16 protein-coding genes are annotated in these 17,533 nt (G+C 41.6%); 3 read left to right on the plus strand and 13 right to left on the minus strand.

The features are described from left to right. Positions 1 to 213 precede the first annotated feature (213 nt). From ACY3FQ_RS06720 to betI, 5 genes are all read right to left on the minus strand, one after another. Positions 214 to 1,488, minus strand: a complete 1,275-nt coding sequence (locus ACY3FQ_RS06720; protein ID WP_263507050.1) for an MFS transporter — start codon at positions 1,486 to 1,488, stop codon at positions 214 to 216. 73 nt (positions 1,489 to 1,561) lie between these two features. Further along, entirely contained in the window at positions 1,562 to 3,196 is a 1,635-nt protein-coding gene (gene mqo, locus ACY3FQ_RS06725; protein WP_263507051.1) for a malate dehydrogenase (quinone), read from the minus strand. Between the two features lie 493 nt (positions 3,197 to 3,689). Continuing rightward, positions 3,690 to 5,354, minus strand: a complete 1,665-nt coding sequence (gene betA, locus ACY3FQ_RS06730) for a choline dehydrogenase (protein WP_263507052.1) — start codon at positions 5,352 to 5,354, stop codon at positions 3,690 to 3,692. 120 nt (positions 5,355 to 5,474) lie between these two features. After that, a complete protein-coding gene (gene betB, locus ACY3FQ_RS06735) occupies positions 5,475 to 6,947 on the minus strand; it encodes a betaine-aldehyde dehydrogenase (protein ID WP_263507053.1) in 1,473 nt (490 codons plus the stop codon). Further along, positions 6,940 to 7,566, minus strand: a complete 627-nt coding sequence (gene betI, locus ACY3FQ_RS06740) for a transcriptional regulator BetI (RefSeq protein ID WP_263507054.1) — start codon at positions 7,564 to 7,566, stop codon at positions 6,940 to 6,942. The genes betB and betI overlap by 8 nt, the downstream gene beginning before the upstream one ends. Positions 7,567 to 8,112: 546 nt before the next feature. On the opposite strand from betI, the gene ACY3FQ_RS06745 reads away from it, so the two are divergent. After that, complete coding sequence (locus ACY3FQ_RS06745; RefSeq protein WP_263507055.1) at positions 8,113 to 10,173, plus strand: choline transporter; 2,061 nt, start codon at positions 8,113 to 8,115, stop codon at positions 10,171 to 10,173. A gap of 12 nt (positions 10,174 to 10,185) precedes the next feature. After that, positions 10,186 to 10,800: a MarC family protein gene (locus ACY3FQ_RS06750; RefSeq protein WP_004981851.1), complete on the plus strand. Its 615-nt coding sequence runs from the start codon at positions 10,186 to 10,188 to the stop codon at positions 10,798 to 10,800. Positions 10,801 to 10,854: 54 nt separating this feature from the next. On the opposite strand, the gene ACY3FQ_RS06755 is transcribed toward ACY3FQ_RS06750, so the two are convergent. From ACY3FQ_RS06755 to ACY3FQ_RS06790, 8 genes are all read right to left on the minus strand, one after another. Continuing rightward, a complete protein-coding gene (locus tag ACY3FQ_RS06755) occupies positions 10,855 to 11,157 on the minus strand; it encodes a cyd operon YbgE family protein (RefSeq protein WP_004696655.1) in 303 nt (100 codons plus the stop codon). Between the two features lie 3 nt (positions 11,158 to 11,160). Beyond that, a complete protein-coding gene (gene cydX, locus ACY3FQ_RS06760; protein WP_002120988.1) occupies positions 11,161 to 11,262 on the minus strand; it encodes a cytochrome bd-I oxidase subunit CydX in 102 nt (33 codons plus the stop codon). Between the two features lie 24 nt (positions 11,263 to 11,286). Beyond that, entirely contained in the window at positions 11,287 to 12,432 is a 1,146-nt protein-coding gene (gene cydB, locus ACY3FQ_RS06765; protein ID WP_004981849.1) for a cytochrome d ubiquinol oxidase subunit II, read from the minus strand. Further along, complete coding sequence (locus ACY3FQ_RS06770; protein WP_489773730.1) at positions 12,429 to 14,009, minus strand: cytochrome ubiquinol oxidase subunit I; 1,581 nt, start codon at positions 14,007 to 14,009, stop codon at positions 12,429 to 12,431. The genes cydB and ACY3FQ_RS06770 overlap by 4 nt, the downstream gene beginning before the upstream one ends. Beyond that, on the minus strand, positions 14,009 to 14,200 hold the full coding sequence (cydP, locus tag ACY3FQ_RS06775; protein WP_125273329.1) for a cytochrome oxidase putative small subunit CydP: 192 nt from the start codon (positions 14,198 to 14,200) through the stop codon (positions 14,009 to 14,011). The genes ACY3FQ_RS06770 and cydP overlap by 1 nt, the downstream gene beginning before the upstream one ends. 708 nt (positions 14,201 to 14,908) lie before the next feature. Continuing rightward, a complete protein-coding gene (locus tag ACY3FQ_RS06780) occupies positions 14,909 to 15,526 on the minus strand; it encodes an OB-fold-containig protein (protein ID WP_010326962.1) in 618 nt (205 codons plus the stop codon). 18 nt (positions 15,527 to 15,544) lie between these two features. After that, complete coding sequence (locus tag ACY3FQ_RS06785) at positions 15,545 to 15,856, minus strand: Rieske (2Fe-2S) protein (protein WP_010326961.1); 312 nt, start codon at positions 15,854 to 15,856, stop codon at positions 15,545 to 15,547. A 14-nt stretch (positions 15,857 to 15,870) separates the two neighbouring features. Next, positions 15,871 to 16,875 (minus strand): adenosine kinase, encoded by a 1,005-nt coding sequence (locus ACY3FQ_RS06790; RefSeq protein WP_263507063.1) that lies wholly within the window; start codon positions 16,873 to 16,875, stop codon positions 15,871 to 15,873. Positions 16,876 to 17,014: 139 nt separating this feature from the next. Here ACY3FQ_RS06790 and ACY3FQ_RS06795 point away from each other — a divergent pair, with 139 nt between their 5' ends. Continuing rightward, complete coding sequence (locus ACY3FQ_RS06795; protein ID WP_004696669.1) at positions 17,015 to 17,464, plus strand: GNAT family N-acetyltransferase; 450 nt, start codon at positions 17,015 to 17,017, stop codon at positions 17,462 to 17,464. Positions 17,465 to 17,533: the final 69 nt, after the last annotated feature.

Genomic DNA, 17,533 nt, shown 5'->3' on the forward strand with positions numbered 1-17,533 from the left:
GAAATATTAAAATTAGAACACTGAAAAGGTATGCGCTTTTTCCACCAATAACCACACTATAGATTGCATTGAATAGGCAATAAGCCAACAACACGGATAGTACGAAAGAATAGAGTTTGGCATAGAGTGTGTGTGAAAAGGGAGGGATCAGTTTCATAATTTGCTCTATTGAAAACTCACATCGTATTAAAAGAAGATTTGAAGCTTAACATGCTATTCGATTCTTGTGACGGCGGCATGTTTTTGTTGTGTTGGAGATGGCTTGAGTAAATGTCGCGTACGAGTAGAACTTAGACCACAGATCATTAAACACAGCGTCCCGCCAATAAGTACTGCTGGCACTACCGAAAAATAGCGCGTCATTAGGCTTATCTGTAGGGCACCGAGTTGATTGCCTGAAGTCACTAAGATGCCATTTAAAGCTGCTACACGCCCTAATAGTGCTTTTGGGGGGAGTTGCTGCAATAAAGTTTGTCGAATCACCATGCTGATGCTATCAAAGGCGCCAATCAAAACAAGAAAGAAGACTGAGAGCCAAATATGGGAGGATAGTGCAAAGGCTAAAGTGCATAAAGCAATTGCAAAACTACTATAAAGCATGTTTCTCCATGCATTTTGCATTGGAGAATAACAGGTCAACATCAACATCATGATACAGGCGCCAATGGCTGGTGCTGCTCTGAGTATACCTAAGCCTTCAACACCTAAATGCAGGATATCGTGTGCAAAAATAGGCAGTAAGATAATGACACTACAAAAAAGCATGGCGCTGAGATCCAGCAACATACTCCAAAACATCAGTGGATGTTTAAAGATAAACAAATAGGCCTCTTTTAAGCTTTTGCTTAAATGTTGTTTATGCGTGCTAGGGAAGTCACGAGCGCTTAATCCGAATAAGCAGATGCTACCCACGCAACACAAGAAAAAAACAATCAAGAGGGTTTTTTCAAGCCCAAGTTGGCCGAGTAAAAGCCCTGCGCATAAGGGTGCTAAAATACCGCCCATTTGCCAAATGAGCGCAGTCCATGTGGCTGCATTGCTATAGGCTGACTCGGGGGTAAGAAAAGGGCGTAATGAATTAAAAGATGGGCTGTAAATGCCTCTAAGTATGCCTAAGCAAAAGATGAGGCTATAAATGCCGCATAAAAGAGTATTTTGTTGAATGTGCTGTTGTTGGTACTGAGAAAAAAGAACAATAAATAATAATGGAATTAGAGTGCTACAGCTAAAACTCCGCTGCACAATTTTTTGTCGGTTATAGCGGTCAGCCCAGTCGCCACTAATCAGGGAGAGGCAAATAAAGGGAAGTAACTCAATTAATGCAATCATGCCAAGGCTGAGTGGGTTCTGAGTGAGTTGGTAGACGCTATAGGCAATGACGACTTCTTGAATCATGATGGCTAGAATTAAGCACAACTGATTGACACTCAGAAGTGAAAAATCACGTGAACGAAAAGCCAAAAAAGCGTTGGAATGGAAAAGCGACATAAACAGAATGGTTTCAAATATGAATTAAAAAAAGGATGGCGCAAAGTCCATCCTTTTTAGGGTTTAAAGCAAATTACTGTGCTTTTGCTACCGCAACAGTTTCGTCATTTGCAGCCTTAGCCATAGGTGTATATTTCAAACCCAAGGTTGTACTGGTGTATTGGCGAACTTGATCAAGAAGAACAGGATTGGTGCTGAGTTCTTGTTGGTACGATTTTACAATTTCATGTAATTTCGGATTCCATTTACCTTCTACGTGTTGTGGGAATGCTTTTTCAAGCAAGCTCAACATAATATAAGGAGAAGTTGAAGCACCTGGTGAAGCACCTAATAGGGCAGTCACAGCACCATCTTGTGATGCAAAAATCTCGGTACCAAATTGCAAGCTTGCAGGTTTGCCTGGTTCTTTCTTAATGATTTGAACACGTTGACCACCTTGGTTCATGCGCCAGTCTTCTGGTTTTGCATCAGGATAGTATTTTTTCAACTCATTAAAACGGTCTTCATCGGTCATCATGACTTGGCTAACTAAGTATTTCACCAAATCAAGATTTTCCATACCCACAGCGGTCATTGGTAAAACGTTGTTCTTAGTGGTTGATTTCAATAAATCAAGCTGAGAACCTTGTTTTAAGAACTTGTTTGAATAAGTTGCAAATGGACCAAACAACACATATTTTTTACCATCGATATAACGTGTATCAATATGTGGAACAGACATTGGCGGTGCGCCTAATTCAGCACGACCATAAACTTTTGCAGTATGACCTTCAGTGACTTTTGGGTTGTCGGTCATTAAGAACACGCCACCTACAGGGAAGCCAGCATATTGCTTCGCTTCTGGTAAGCCTGTCATTTGTAAAAGTTTAACCGCTGCACCGCCTGCACCAATAAAGACAAAGCGCGTTTTCACGTGATCTGTTTTTCCTGTAGTGAGGTTTTTAAATGCAACAGTCCACGTTTTATCATCGTTTTGGCTAATGCCAGTCACTTCAGTCGATGTTTGTAACTGGAAATTAGATTGTTTTTTAAGGTGATCGACCAATTGAGTGGTGATCGAACCATAGTTCACATCCGAACCTACATCCATGCGTGTTGCAGCTACTTTTTGTGCAGCATCACGGCCATTCATCACCAATGGTGCCCATTGTTTAATTTCAGCAGGATTCTCAGAGAATTTCATGCCATAAAACATTGGGTTTTTAACCATTGCAGCGTAACGTTTTTCGAGGAAATTCACGTTATCGCCCCAAACGAAAGCAATGTGCGGTACAGGGTTGATGAAACTATTTGGTCGTCCCAAAACACCTTCTTTGACTTGATAAGACCAGAACTGTTTTGCAACTTCAAATTGTTCAGCCACTTTTACAGCTTTGGTAATGTCCATTTTCCCATCTTTTTCAGAGGTGTAGTTCATTTCCATAAAGCCAGAGTGACCTGTGCCTGCATTGTTGAAGCCATTAGAGCTTTCTTGTGCAACTTTATCTAGGCGTTCATACATGCGAATTTGCCAGTTTGGCTCAAGTTCACTAAGGTATGTGCCTAGGGTTGCGCTCATGATGCCACCACCAACTAGGACTGCGTCAACAACAGGCTCATTGCTGGTGGTTTGAATTTTTTTAGACGTGATAGGTCTAAATAAGAAAATTACGACTGCAATAATAAGCAGTACGATTAATACCAAAAGGTATTTTAAAAATTTGTTCATGCGATTATGACCTTGGGGAGCAGGTTTTGGATCGCTTTATAGCGAAGAGAAAATAACAATTATGGTGATAGAGGTGCTTGTAAAAAATTAGCTTGGCAGAATTGAAGTAATACTTAAAATCTCAAGTAGCCAAAGCTTAACTTTTTAAGCTATCACGCATCTTGACTTATGGGTATTTTAGACTAAATATGTATTGACTTAGTAATTTTTATTGTAAATGGTTTGGTTTGAATTATAAATATCAGTGATGTTTGTTTTTAGCTCTTGTTTTTATTGAGTTTTTATTTAGGTATAATTTCTGTATTTAAAATACAGACGTTGAATATCTATACAAGAGCATAATCTTTTTAACGTTTAAATGTATAAGTTGAGATGGAAAGTAAGTCCTAAAGATAAAGCAAGTTGTGATTATGGTGTTTTAGAAAATATGAATAATTGCCTGACCTAATTATTCTAAAGTTGAATAAAAGGTCAGGTTTTACACCATTAAGAGTTATGCGATTTCGGCGCGGTAAAATGGAGCAGTTGAACGTGGTAAAGCTTGATGACCACGTATTTGATCCGCGATTTTCTCAGCCATCATAATGGTGGTTGCATTTAAGTTACCTGTGATAATCAGCGGCATAATCGATGCATCAACAACACGTAAATTTTGCATGCCATGCACACGACCTTGTCCATCGACTACTGCCATATCATCTTCGCCCATTTTACAACTACAGGATGGATGATAAGCAGTTTCAGCGTGATTGCGCACAAATTCATCTAATTCAGCATCGGTACTCACATCTTTTCCAGGGCTGATTTCTTCGCCTCGATAAGGATCAAGTGCAGGTTGGTTCATAATTTCACGAGTAATCCGGATAGCGTCACGAAATTCCTGCCAGTCTTGTTCTGTCGACATGTAGTTAAATAAAATACTTGGATGGTCGAAAGGGTTTTTAGATGTCACCTGTACTCGACCGCGTGAAGGTGAGCGCATCGAACCGACATGGGCTTGGAATCCATGCTCTTTGACGGCATTGCTGCCATTATAGTTAATTGCAACAGGCAAGAAGTGGTATTGAATATTTGGCCAAGCAAACTCTTTGGATGATCGAATAAAGCCACCTGCTTCAAACTGGTTGCTTGCTCCAATCCCTGTTCCGTTAAACAACCACTCTGCACCAATTGCAGGTTGATTTTGCCATTTTAAAGCAGGGTAGAGAGAAACAGGTTGCTTACACTTATATTGTAAGTACATTTCTAAATGGTCTTGCAGGTTTTCACCGACACCCGGTAAGTCATGCACGACTGGAATGTCGAGAGATTGAAGTAAGGTGCTTGAACCCACACCTGAACGTTGCAAAATTTGCGGTGATGCAATTGCCCCTGCACAAAGTAGAACTTCTTTATTGGCATAGACCTGAAGCAAGTTGTTTTGATTAGCACCTTGAATATATTCAACACCAATCGCTTGTTTGCCATTGAACAAAATTTGATTGGTCATGGCGTGGGTAATAATGGTTAGATTCGCTCGACCTTTGGCCATATCTAAATAGCCACGTGCTGTGCTTGAGCGTCGACCTTTGGGGGTCACGGTTCGATCCATTGGGCCGAAACCTTCTTGTTGATAACCATTTAAGTCATCAGTGCGTGGATAGCCTGCTTGCACACCCGCTTCAACCATGGCGTGGAATAAAACATTGTTGTTTGCTTTAGGCGTGGCGACAGAAACAGGGCCAGCATCGCCATGATAGTCATTGCCACCGATATCACGGGTTTCTGCTTTTTTGTAGTAAGGCAGACAGTCGGCATAGCTCCAATTTTCAAGGCCTTTCAAGCTAGCCCATTGTTCTAAGTCCATGGCATTACCACGGATATAGCACATGCCATTAATTAGGGATGAGCCGCCTAAGCCTTTGCCGCGACCACATTCCATGCGGCGGTTATTCATATGAGGTTCTGGGTCGGTTAAATACGCCCAGTTATAACGACGACCTTGCAAGGGATAGGCTAAGGCAGCAGGCATCTGGGTACGGAAGTCGAGACGATAATCAGGACCACCTGCTTCGAGTAACAGTACCGAAACATCGGGGTCTTCTGTTAAACGAGCAGCCAGTACGTTACCCGCAGAACCTGCACCAATAATAATATAATCGTAGTGTTGAGAATGCATAATGATCCTTTTTCTATGGCAGGGCCACGTTGCATGAGAACGTGGCCACATGTTGAGTTGAGGATGAAAAAAAGAATAAATAAAAAGGAAGTAAGGATTTAGATAGTTAAAATTCAGACTTTAAAAAATACTTTGGTATTCACCCAGTTCAACTTGAACCGATTTGATACGGGTATAGTGTTCAAGTGTGGTGATGCCATTTTCACGTCCGACTCCTGACTGTTTATAACCACCTACAGGCATTTCAGCAGGGGATTCGCCCCATGTATTGATCCAGCAAATACCTGCCTCAAGCTGATGAATAATGCGATGTGCTTGGGAAATATCTTGTGTGACCACACCTGCGGCTAAACCATAACTGGTGTTGTTGGCACGTTGAATGGCTTCTTCAATATTGTCATAGCTTAAAATGCTCATAACCGGACCAAAGATTTCATCTTGCACAATGTGCATGTCGTCATGGCAGTCGGTAAAAACGGTCGGTAATACATATGCACCTTGAGCAAGTGCTGCTTCAGTGGCACGTTGTCCACCAATCAATAAGGTCGCACCTTGTTGTTTGCCTGACTCAATATAAGACAAGACTTTTTCCATATGTGGAAAGCTGACTAAAGGTCCAAAGTTGGTATCAGCTTGTATTGGGTCGCCGATACGGATACGTTTTACACGCTCAATCACTGCTTGTTCAAATGCAGCCTTGAGGGTTTGTGGTACAAACACACGGGTGCCATTGGTACATACTTGACCTGAGCTAAAGAAGTTCGCCATTACCGCAATATCGGCTGCGCGGTCAAGGTTGGCGTCGGCACAAATAATCAGAGGTGATTTGCCACCGAGCTCCATGGTGACTTCTTTGAGACTAGAAGCCGCAGCACTGGCCATGACCTTTTTACCCGTTGCCACACCACCTGTGAACGAAATTTTTTGGATATCTGGGTGTTCAGTCAACCATTGACCCACTTCAGCACCAAAACCTTGTACTACGTTGAAAACCCCAGCAGGTACGCCTGCTTCAGTGTAGATCTCTGCCAATTTTAAGGCAGTAAGAGGGGTCACTTCGCTGGGTTTAAAAATCATGGCATTCCCAGCAGCGAGGGCTGGAGCTGATTTCCAAAGTGCAATTTGGATGGGATAATTCCAAGCACCAATGCCTGCCACCACACCTAAAGGTTCACGGCGCGTGTAGAAAAAACTACTTTCACGTAGCGGCACTTGTTCACCTTGAATGGCAGTTGCAAGTCCTGCGTAGTACTCTAAAACGTCTGCACCAGTGACAATATCGACGGTAGAGGTTTCACTGAACGCTTTACCTGTATCCAGTGTTTCTAGGCGTGCTAATTCGTCATTACGAGCGCGTAAAATATCGACTGCACGACGTAAAATACGGGCACGTTCGACCGCTGTTTTGGCAGCCCATTCACGTTGCCCTTGTACAGCACTGTGTACGGCTGCATCGACGTCGGCTTTAGAGGCTTGTTGAATGGTGGCAATGACTTGACCTGTGGCAGGATTAATACTGTCAAAGGTTTGACCACTGGTGGCATTGAAATATTGTCCGTGAATATAAAGCGAGTGAAGCTGTACATTATTCATTTTGTTGTTCCTGCCGTATCTGTTGAATTAAGCGAAGTTGCATATCGACATAGTCGTATGCAATAGAACGTGCCAAATCACGATCAAATGCTTGATGACCACTTAAACTTCCACGTAACCATAAGCCATCAATCAGTGCTGCTAGCCCTTTAGCCGCTTGGCTTGCTTGTGACTTTGGCATGAGCTGCAAGAAATGAAACTTTAAATTTGAATAAAGACGTTGGTCATTGATTCGTTGCAGTCGACCTAAGTCGGGTAGGTGCATACTGGCAGACCAAAAATCCAGCCAAACCCGCATAGCAGTGTTGTTGACCTGACTGATGTCAAAGTTGGCATCAATAATGGCTTTGAGTAAATGTTCTGGACTGGGCTGCACCACCTTTGCCTTATAGCTTGCCGTGGTCTCGGCTAAGACATTGAGCATTTGACGCATGCAACTGTGAATGAGGCCTTGTTTATCGCCAAAATAATGACTCACAATGCCCGTAGAAAGCTGTGCTTTTTTCGCAATTTGAGCAATGGTGGTGTTGGATAAGCCCACTTCATAAATGACTGCATAAGCAGCATTAATGATTTCTTCACGGCGCTCATGCTCAGGTTTTACTCTACGTTTATTCATGACAATCCAGAACAATTTGCCTTAAATTTAAAGGCGTTAGATTCAATAACTTACATGGAAAGCATCATAGCATTTTTTTATGATACTTTTTATTGATTGAACGTTCAATCAATAAAAAGTACACTTATGGTTAAATTCAAAGCAAAATATTGCTAAATTGCTTTGAGTATTCGACATAACTTTTTATTTATCAAAAGGATGTGTCATAAGGGTTTAATCTCAGGACATCTTTCAAAAAGTGAGCTGATGAGCTATAGGCTTACGGTTTTATACTTTTTTTGAGCTGAGAAAACTCTTATAGTCATGTTGAAGGGAGATATGTGTAGGATTCCTATCAAAATATCGATGAACAAGGGTGGCTCACATTTTAAAACTGTGTAGCAAATGCACCTCATAAATGATTTAGACCTTCAGGTTTAAAGAAGATAGCGTTTTTATTTCTGATAAAAATACTGTCGTTTTTCGTTAGTCGATTTTTAAGCTCTCGACCACGAGAAGTTTAAAAATTGGCTTTTGTCTTTTTTTATTTACTTTCTTGAGGATTGTATGGCAACAGATAATCCAAGAGCAGTTGATGATCAAACATTAGCGCCTAAAGACCGTTTAAATGGTGTGGTCTTTTATATTTCAGCTCTCATTATTTTAATTTTTTCTCTTACCACCATTTTGTTTAATGACTTTGCTAACCGAACCTTAAATATGGTTTTGGCGTGGGTAAGTTCAACTTTTAGTTGGTATTACTTACTCGCAGCGACCTTGTATATGGTCTTTGTCATTTTTATTGCCTGTTCTCGCTATGGCAACATCAAATTAGGCCCCAAACATTCCAAGCCTGAATTTAGTCTTTTAAGTTGGTCTGCAATGTTATTCTCAGCTGGGATCGGCATCGATTTAATGTTCTTCTCGGTGGCGGAACCTTTATCTCACTATATGCATCCACCTGTGGGTGAGGGGCAGACCCTAGAGGCTGCACGTCAAGGCATGGTGTGGACCCTGTTTCACTATGGTCTAACGGGATGGTGTATGTATGCCTTGATTGGCATGGCCTTAGGGTATTTTAGTTATCGCTATAACTTACCACTGACTATTCGCTCTGCTTTATATCCGATCTTTGGGAATAAGATTCATGGGCCGATCGGTCATAGTGTTGATACGGCAGCGGTCATCGGGACTATTTTTGGTATTGCCACGACCTGCGGGATTGGGGTAGTACAGCTGAACTATGGCTTACATGTGTTGTTTGATTTACCTGAAAACCTTTGGATGCAAACCGCATTAATTGTGGTTGCGGTGGTAATGACCATTATTTCAGTGACTTCAGGGGTGAATAAGGGACTGCGAGTTCTCTCCGAGATCAATATTTATGTTTCTGTTGGGTTGATGCTGTTTATTTTGTTTTTAGGCAATACCGAATTTTTACTGAATGCTTTTGTGCAAAATATTGGAGACTACATTAACCGTTTTCCAAGCATGACTTTGGAAAGTTTTGCCTTTCAACAACCGAAAGAATGGATGAACAGTTGGACATTGTTCTTTTGGGCATGGTGGGTGGCTTGGTCACCATTTGTAGGTTTGTTTTTAGCACGGATTTCACGTGGTCGAACCATTCGTGAATTTGTTAGCGGAACGCTCATTATTCCTTTATTTTTCACACTCACGTGGTTATCAATATTTGGAAATAGTGCACTACATAGTGTGATTTTTGATGGTAATTTGGCCCTTGCACAAAGTGTCATTGCCAACCCAGCACATGGTTTTTATGACTTGCTAGCACAGTATCCATGGTTTCCGTTTATTGCAGGTGTGGCCACAATTACGGGCTTATTGTTTTATGTGACCTCAGCGGACTCTGGTGCACTGGTATTGGGTAATTTCACCACTCAATTTACCAATGTCGATCATGATGCACCGCGATGGTTGAGTGTATTCTGGGCCATAGCGATTGGTTTATTGACCCTTGCAATGTTGATGGCTAATGGAATTACGGCACTACAAAATGCCACGATTATTATGGGGTTGCCGTTTAGTTTTGTGATGTTCTTGGTCATGGCAGGTTTGTATAAATCACTGCGGTTAGAAGACTACCGACAAGCCAGTAGCAGCTTAAATGCCGCACCCGTGGTGGGCAACGTCGACATCCTCAACTGGAAAAAGCGTTTGTCCCGAGTCATGCACCATCCAGGAACAACTGATACTCGGCGTATGCTTGATGATATTTGCCGACCTGCGGTAATGGCGGTTGCCGAGGAAATGCAAAAACGTGGTATCGACATCAGTGTTCAAGAGAGTGCATTAGAAGAAGACCCAAATCTATATCATTTAGATTTGATGATTCATTTGGAAGAAGAACAAAACTTTGTCTATCAAATTTGGCCAGTACGTTATATCGCGCCGACCTTTAGTGAGCGTGGCAAACTAGGTAAACGCTTCTACTACCGTCTTGAAACTTATTTGTATGAAGGTTCTCAAGGCAACGACCTTGTTGGTTATACCAAAGAGCAAGTGATTAATGATGTGCTGGATCGTTATGAGCGCCATATGACCTTCTTACATATCAATCGAATCAGTCCAGGGAATCGTCCCTTATTTCCAGACCCTCAAGGATAATTAGGAGGAACCATGTTGACCTCATATTTACATGCTTTTGCTTTGTTTTTCTCATTGCTGAATCCGTTTTTAATGAGTATTTACATGATTGGCATGATTCGGAACTCCGAAGCTAAAGTGTTTAATAAGGCCTTGATTCAGGGTTGTCTCATTGCCTTTATAGTATTTATGCTGTTTGCGTGGGGCGGAGAAGCGATTTTTAGTAAATATTTAAATGTACGCTTTGAAGCCTTTCAAATATTTGGTGGTCTGATCTTCTTGGTGATTGGTTATCGCTACGTGTTTCAGGGGGCAGATACCATTGGTGAAATGCGTGGTGCGCCTGAGCATTTAGCAGGAACCATTGCGATGCCTTTTATGATTGGTCCAGGTACGATTAGTGCTGCTGTGGTGACAGGTATGGCACTGCCAATCAGTGGTGCGGCCATGATTATTTTCCTGACTTTGGCGTTGACCTGTGGCTTGATGATTTTAATGAAATTTGCACATGATCATTTACGCTATAAGCATGCCAAATATATTGACCGTTATGTTGATATTGTCGGGCGACTGTCGGCCTTACTGATTGGGACTATTGCGGTAGATATGATTATTAATGGCATTATTGGCGTCATGGCTGAAATGTAGAATCCACGAATAGCGGACCATAAAAAAGCCCTCAGTCAATGAGGGCTTTTTTATTTAACTGAAGAACCAAGTGTAATAACCCCAGATCATCAGTGGCCACGATAGAAACGGGCTAAACAGCCATTTCCAAATCCAGTGGCGTGGGACGAATCCGACGCCGTGGATAAAACCACCTGAGATACCAATCATGATATACATCAGTGCACTGTGGCTATAGTGACCATTGTCATCCAACATAGCAGCAGGATGCACTAACAACACCGCTGCAAGTGGAAAGGCCAATAGGCAGGAAATTAGCATCGCAAATTTGTTCGGCTTTTTATCTACAGTTTGGTTTTCCATAGCAACGTCTGTCATGGTTTATTCCTCATCAAGGTCTTGATGATGTTCGATATACAAAGCACTGAGTACACCTGCAAAGCAAGCCATCAAAATGCCGAGAATCCATGCAAAATACCACATAATTTGATCTCCTTAGACACAGCCTTAGTAAAGGCTGTGTGAATTCTCTTTAATGTGTGTGTTGGTAATAACACCCCACATTTTGTAGTAACACCAAGTGGTGTAGCACAAAATGAGTGGGACAAAGATACATGCTGCAACTGTCATTACAGTTAACGTCGTTTTACTTGATACTGCATCCCACATGGTCAAGCTTGCAACAGGTTGAATGCTTGATGGCATTAAGAATGGGAACAGCGCAAAACCAGCAGTTAAAATTGCACCCACGACCGCTAAACTTGAACCTAAGAAGCTAAAGCCCGCTTTGTTTTTGCCTGCTGCAAGCACCACAATCAAACCACCTAAGATACCTGCGATAGGCGCAATCATGGTAATTGGGTAAGTCGAGTAGTTGTTCATCCAGCCATGGTTGGCATTGGTCAAGACTTCTTTTGCCAATGGGTTAGCAACACCATTGGTGTCAAATGGAGTGACTAAGGTATAACCTTCGATTCCACCAAAGTACAACCAAGCACCAGCGCCTAAGAAACAGATGAGATAAACAATGCCCATAAGTTTCGTTGCTTGTGCTGAGCGTCTGCGTAAGTCACCATCGGTACGAAGCATGAGCCATGCACCGCCGTGTGCACACAGCATTGATAAGCTAACTAGGCCGCAAACTAATGCAAATGGGTTAAGCAGGGCGAAGAAGCTCCCTGTATAAGTTGAGCGGACGGTATCATCTAAACTAAATGGCACGCCTAAGAACATGTTCCCAAAAGCCACACCGAAGACCAGTGCAGGCACAGCACCACCGACTGCTAAGCCCCAGTCCCATGACGTACGCCATTTGGTATTTTGCAGTTTAGAGCGGTAGTCAAAACCTACAGGTCTTAAGAATAGAGCAAACAGTACCAACAGTAGCGCCCAATACATGCCTGAGAATGCTGTTGCATAAACCATTGGCCATGCGGCAAACAATGCACCGCCAGCAGTAATGAACCAAACTTGGTTACCATCCCAGTGCGGAGCAATGGTGTTGATGGCCGCACGGCGTTCTTCATCTGTTTTGCCCACAAATGGCATGATCGCCATAGAGCCCATATCGAAGCCATCGGTGAGGGCAAAGCCAATCAGCAAGACACCGACTAAAACCCACCAAATGATTTTGAGTAATTCATATTCGATCATGCTTGAGTCTCCTCATTACGAGCTGCTTCAAGTTTTTCAAAATGGTATTTACCAGTGTGAAGCGAACTTGGACCAAGACGTGAGAATTTGATCATTAAATACATTTCAATGATCAAAAGAACGGTATAGAACGCAGCTAAGGCAGCGATAGAACCCCACACATCACCTGTGCTTAAACTCGATGCTGACAAGTGTGTAGGTAAAACTTCACCAATAGTCCACGGCTGACGACCTACTTCTGCAACATACCAACCTGTTTGTGCAGCAATCCATGGCAGAGGCAGAGCGAAAAGCGCAAACTTCAGTAACCATGGTTTGTTTTCTGCATTGCGTTTTGCCACAGCAAAGGTTGCTAGAGCAAATAACAACAGCATAAGGAAACCAGATACAACCATGGCACGGAATGCCCAGAATAAGCTTGGTACGTGCGGAATCGTGTCTTTTGCAGCAGATTTAATTTGATCTTCAGATGCATCAACTACATTTGGTGTGTATTTCTTCAGTAGTAAACCATAACCCAAGTCTTTTTGAGTTTCAGCAAAGGCAGCTTTTAGCTCTGGAGAAGTATCACCCGCACGTAGTTTTTCCAGTTGTGAGTAAGCCACCATACCGTTACGAATACGATCTTCGTGTTGTACGATCAAATCTTTAATGCCAGTCACTTCTTTGTCTAAAGAACGTGTTGCAATAAGACCCATCACATATGGAATTTTCACTGCATAATCTGTAGTCATGGTTTCTTTATTTGGAATACCAAACAAAGTAAAAGGTGCAGGTGCAGGGTGAGTATCCCATTCTGCTTCAATGGCTGCGAGTTTAGTTTTTTGAACATCACCCAGTTCATAACCTGACTCATCGCCCAGTAAAATCACTGAAAGTGTTGAAGCTAAACCAAAAATTGCGGCAATGGCAAATGAACGACGCGCAAACGGAATATCGCGTTTTTTCAGTAAGTAGTAGCTTGAAATAGCAAGGACGAAAATAGCGCCTGTCACATAACCCGCAGACACGGTATGTACAAATTTTACCTGTGCAACTGGGTTAAAAATGAGAGCACCAAAATCTACCAGTTCCATACGCATGGTTTCATAGTTAAATACAGAACCGACAGGGTTTTGCATCCAACCATTTGCAACCAGAATCCATAAGGCAGACATATTAGAACCGAGTGCAACCAGCCATGTTACACACAAGTGCTGCACTTTGGATAAGCGATCCCATCCAAAGAAGAACAGACCGATGAATGTTGATTCTAAGAAGAATGCCATTAATCCTTCAATGGCTAATGGAGCACCGAAAATATCCCCCACATAGTGTGAGTAATATGCCCAGTTAGTCCCGAACTGGAACTCCATGGTTAAGCCAGTAGTGACCCCTAAAGCGAAGTTAATACCGAAGAGTTTCCCCCAAAACTTGGTCATGTCTTTATAAATTTCTTTACCTGAAATCACATAGGTGGTTTCCATAATGGCAAGAATAAAGGCAAGCCCCAGTGTAAGTGGAACAAAAATAAAGTGATACATCGCGGTCATAGCGAACTGGAACCGCGAAAGATCGACCACGCTTTCAGCTATCATCAACGTGTCTCCTTGATTGGGGATGGATTGCCTGCAATACGCTCAGCAACTTGATTGTCAAAATTTTTAGGAATAGTCGGGGCGTCAAACCAGATGTTCTTAATGACCATTAAAATAATCACCTTAATGATTAAAATGGCCATAATCTCTCTGGTGACTTTTTGATTGAGATTTTTGGGGACTAAGCTCATTTCACAAAGCCTATTTTTTTAACTTGCTTTATATTATTAAACAAAAACATACAAAAGATAAATAGTCTTTAAACTTAAATAAAAAATATATTATTAAGTCATTTAAATACAGATACTTAAAAAAATGGTGTGATGAAAAATAAACTAATATTTTTGTATTTTAAAGTTGACCAAATTACTTATGTTTATATTTAAATACCTGACTAAAATACTTGTATATATTTATTTTAAATCCGACTAAAACGCTTATATTTAACGTTCATCGTTATTTTATTGATAATTCGTTTTAAGATAATAAAAGTGATAGGGCTTTTAAATGATAGATTTTAACGGATATGAATCATGGATGATCTGATCTGTTGCATAGATCACAAGGAAATTAGGAATTGAAAATCGAATTAATATTTAAAAAGTCTTTTATTGTGTCATATGAGCTTGAAGGCAGAGGTGGAGAGTAAAATTCTCATCCTGATCTTATTTTGCGCAAATATTTTTAAATTGTAGAAAGCTGGATTGTGAATGAAAGATTACTTTAAAAAGATTGAGCAAGAAGATGAGGCAAGGGCTCGATTTAAACAGCGCGTTGTGAGGCGTTTGTTGGAGGCTGACGCTGTATCAATATCTTGGTAGGGGTAGTAGGCCATGGCAAAGGATAAACATGCTCATACAGATGTACAGCGTTGAAATGGGATCAGATGGGGTGCTTGTTTAGCGTGTACTTTCGCCGCTAAAAAGTTGATTGGATTTTGAAATTTTCTTTGCTATGTAATGCGACTTTTTTAGACGAATGAGAATAATTTGTGACTGAAACTCAAGTTCACCAAACTCAGGCTCAACTTGCACATAGTGGAGTTGACCGTATTCATCGCGAACGCGAGCTTGAGCCGAAAAACCAGGACGTGCATTCCCGCTGGAGATGGTCGCCAGACGACCCAGTAAGTTGGTTTGCTTTTTATCTGGTCTGGGTTTAATAACTTGATCCAAACAGTGGATCATAAAAACGGTAAAGAAAATTGCAATAATCAGCGCAGGCAAAATCAGGTAGTAAGCCGAAGTAAAGGCCTGTTCTTTGGCGTAGATGCAGAACTGAAGGAAATAACCTGCAACACTAAAATTAAGTAAGAGAAAAACTACAATCAGTACTTTAGAAAACTTAACGTCCAGCAGCGGAGATTCAGTCAGTTTTTGTGGCGAGAGCCTTTTAAGGAAATGACTTGGGCGAGATTTAAAAAAGTAGCCTAAGGTTTCCACCATGCTGAGTATGACTAAAGTCAATAAGCTGAAATGAAAGAGCATCAAATCAGGGTGATGTAGCAACTCATACATGGTGAACGTCCAATTTCATTATTCTTCTGTGAGATAAATCCCACCGTCAGAATGCACGGTAATCGCTACTTTTTCAAGTGCTTCGCCTTGGCAGGGGCCAGAAATGCATTCACCTGTTTCCACCATAAACAACGCACCATGGGTCGAACATTCAATAAATTCTTGGTCGCGGTCTAAGAACTGGTTTTCCAAAAATTCAAGTTCAACTTGCAAATGCGGGCAAATGTTTTGGTAAGCAAAGAAGGCACCATCACGTTGGGTAATAAAAATCGTATCCCCTTTAGGTGTTTCAAAAGAGCGCGCTTCGCGTTCTGGGATGTCTTCCGTCATGCAAATTTTTTGCATCATGCACATTCCTTTTGCAGTTGTTGGAACAATTCAGCGTAATTTGCCACAGCCAAACGAGGGCCAAACTGTGACACCACTTCACTTGAAATCAAAATTGCAAGTTGCGCTGCGGTATGTAAGCCTAAGCCCGCATTCACTGCATAAAGGAAGGCACCAGCAAAGGCATCACCTGCACCATTGGCATCGATAGCGTGTACTTTACGACCTGCGACATTAAATGTTTCCTGTGCATTTGAAATAAGTGCACCTTCAGCGGAAAGCGTAATCACCACATGCTGGCTCAGTGTTTTCAGTTTTGCTAAAGCCGCCTCAACTGTTTCAGTTTCAGTGTACATCATGGCTTCTTGCTGATTACAGAACAATAAGTCCACACCATCCGCCATCATTTCATCTAGACCATGACGCGCGTATTGCACCATCGCAGGGTCAGACAGGGTTAATGCAATTTTAACACCATGAGCTTTGGCAATTTCACGCGCCTGCTTAACAGCTAAACGTGCGCTATCGCTGGTTGAAAGATAACCTTCGATATAGAGCCATTTCGCTGTTTTTAAGGGTTCAAAGTCAATCTGTTGTTCAGTTAACTCGGCTGTAATACCTAAATAAGTATGCATAGTGCGTTCAGAGTCTTCACTGACTAGAACCATACACGTGCCTGTTACGCCTTCACTGATTGATTTTTCAGTGTTTTTAATGCCTGCTTCGTGCAAACCGTTAAGGTAAGTTTGTCCTAGTTCATCATTACCCACGCGGCATGCATAAAATGCTGAACCACCCAAGGCACTAAAGGCAACGGTGGTGTTGGCTGCTGAACCACCTGAAGCTTGACCTTTATAGCTCTGTGTTTCTTTTAATTTTTTATAAAGATCTGCTTGTGTTTCACCATCAGTTAACTGCATAGTGCCTTTTTGCAAATGTTGTTGAATAAGGAAGTCGTCAGAGACTTTAAATTCTTGGTCGATTAGTGCATTACCAATTGCAAAAAGATCAACAGTTGCCATGTCTTTTTTCGTCACGTATTGAAAATAAAGCGACATTTTACACCAATGCTCAAGATTGCTGTAGTTTGTTGAGGAAAATTCATTTTATTTACGCGGCAAATGTAGTGAAATGGCTTTGCTCATATTCAAGGAAGTTTAGATGGAAATTTTAATTCAAGCGGCAGAACAATTACCTCCTCAAATACAAGCTTTAGCACAACTTGCGGCAAAAGAAGGATATGAACCGTTGACCCGCTTGATCGAAGAATATCAAAGCGGAAAAAATCGTTTTGATCAAAAGGGTGAAGTGTTGTTATTGGCCTATGATCAAGACCAATTAATTGCCTGTGGCGGTTTAAATCAACAATGGGGTGAAAATGAAATCGAGGCGCGGATTGGGCGCGTACGCCGTTTTTATGTACATCCTAAATACCGTAAGAGCGGTGTGGGTCGTCAGTTGTTGGCACATTTAGAAAAATGTGCACGTCCGAACTTTTCTGCGCTGTGTTTAAATACCGCGGATTTGTCCGCAGCCAGTTTCTATCAGAAGCAAAACTATGTTTTTGTGGAAAATCACCCGAACTATAATTATTTTAAATATCTCATCTAGTTTTACTTTTGAGAACGCTTCCCTAAAAAAGACTGAAATTTGGAAAGCAGTGAGATGCTTTTCAAATTT

The organism is Acinetobacter sp. AB03, assembly GCF_058107045.1.

Excerpts from the sequence above, each read along its gene's own strand:
- ACY3FQ_RS06720 (WP_263507050.1), bottom strand. The coding sequence starts at position 1,488 with ATGTCGCTTTTCCATTCCAACGCTTTTTTGGCTTTTCGTTCACGTGAT.
- mqo (WP_263507051.1), bottom strand. The coding sequence starts at position 3,196 with ATGAACAAATTTTTAAAATACCTTTTGGTATTAATCGTACTGCTTATT.
- betA (WP_263507052.1), bottom strand. The coding sequence starts at position 5,354 with ATGCATTCTCAACACTACGATTATATTATTATTGGTGCAGGTTCTGCG.
- betB (WP_263507053.1), bottom strand. The coding sequence starts at position 6,947 with ATGAATAATGTACAGCTTCACTCGCTTTATATTCACGGACAATATTTC.
- betI (WP_263507054.1), bottom strand. The coding sequence starts at position 7,566 with ATGAATAAACGTAGAGTAAAACCTGAGCATGAGCGCCGTGAAGAAATC.
- ACY3FQ_RS06745 (WP_263507055.1), top strand. The coding sequence starts at position 8,113 with ATGGCAACAGATAATCCAAGAGCAGTTGATGATCAAACATTAGCGCCT.
- ACY3FQ_RS06750 (WP_004981851.1), top strand. The coding sequence starts at position 10,186 with ATGTTGACCTCATATTTACATGCTTTTGCTTTGTTTTTCTCATTGCTG.
- ACY3FQ_RS06755 (WP_004696655.1), bottom strand. The coding sequence starts at position 11,157 with ATGACAGACGTTGCTATGGAAAACCAAACTGTAGATAAAAAGCCGAAC.
- cydX (WP_002120988.1), bottom strand. The coding sequence starts at position 11,262 with ATGTGGTATTTTGCATGGATTCTCGGCATTTTGATGGCTTGCTTTGCA.
- cydB (WP_004981849.1), bottom strand. The coding sequence starts at position 12,432 with ATGATCGAATATGAATTACTCAAAATCATTTGGTGGGTTTTAGTCGGT.
- ACY3FQ_RS06770 (WP_489773730.1), bottom strand. The coding sequence starts at position 14,009 with ATGATAGCTGAAAGCGTGGTCGATCTTTCGCGGTTCCAGTTCGCTATG.
- cydP (WP_125273329.1), bottom strand. The coding sequence starts at position 14,200 with ATGAGCTTAGTCCCCAAAAATCTCAATCAAAAAGTCACCAGAGAGATT.
- ACY3FQ_RS06780 (WP_010326962.1), bottom strand. The coding sequence starts at position 15,526 with ATGTATGAGTTGCTACATCACCCTGATTTGATGCTCTTTCATTTCAGC.
- ACY3FQ_RS06785 (WP_010326961.1), bottom strand. The coding sequence starts at position 15,856 with ATGACGGAAGACATCCCAGAACGCGAAGCGCGCTCTTTTGAAACACCT.
- ACY3FQ_RS06790 (WP_263507063.1), bottom strand. The coding sequence starts at position 16,875 with ATGGCAACTGTTGATCTTTTTGCAATTGGTAATGCACTAATCGACCAA.
- ACY3FQ_RS06795 (WP_004696669.1), top strand. The coding sequence starts at position 17,015 with ATGGAAATTTTAATTCAAGCGGCAGAACAATTACCTCCTCAAATACAA.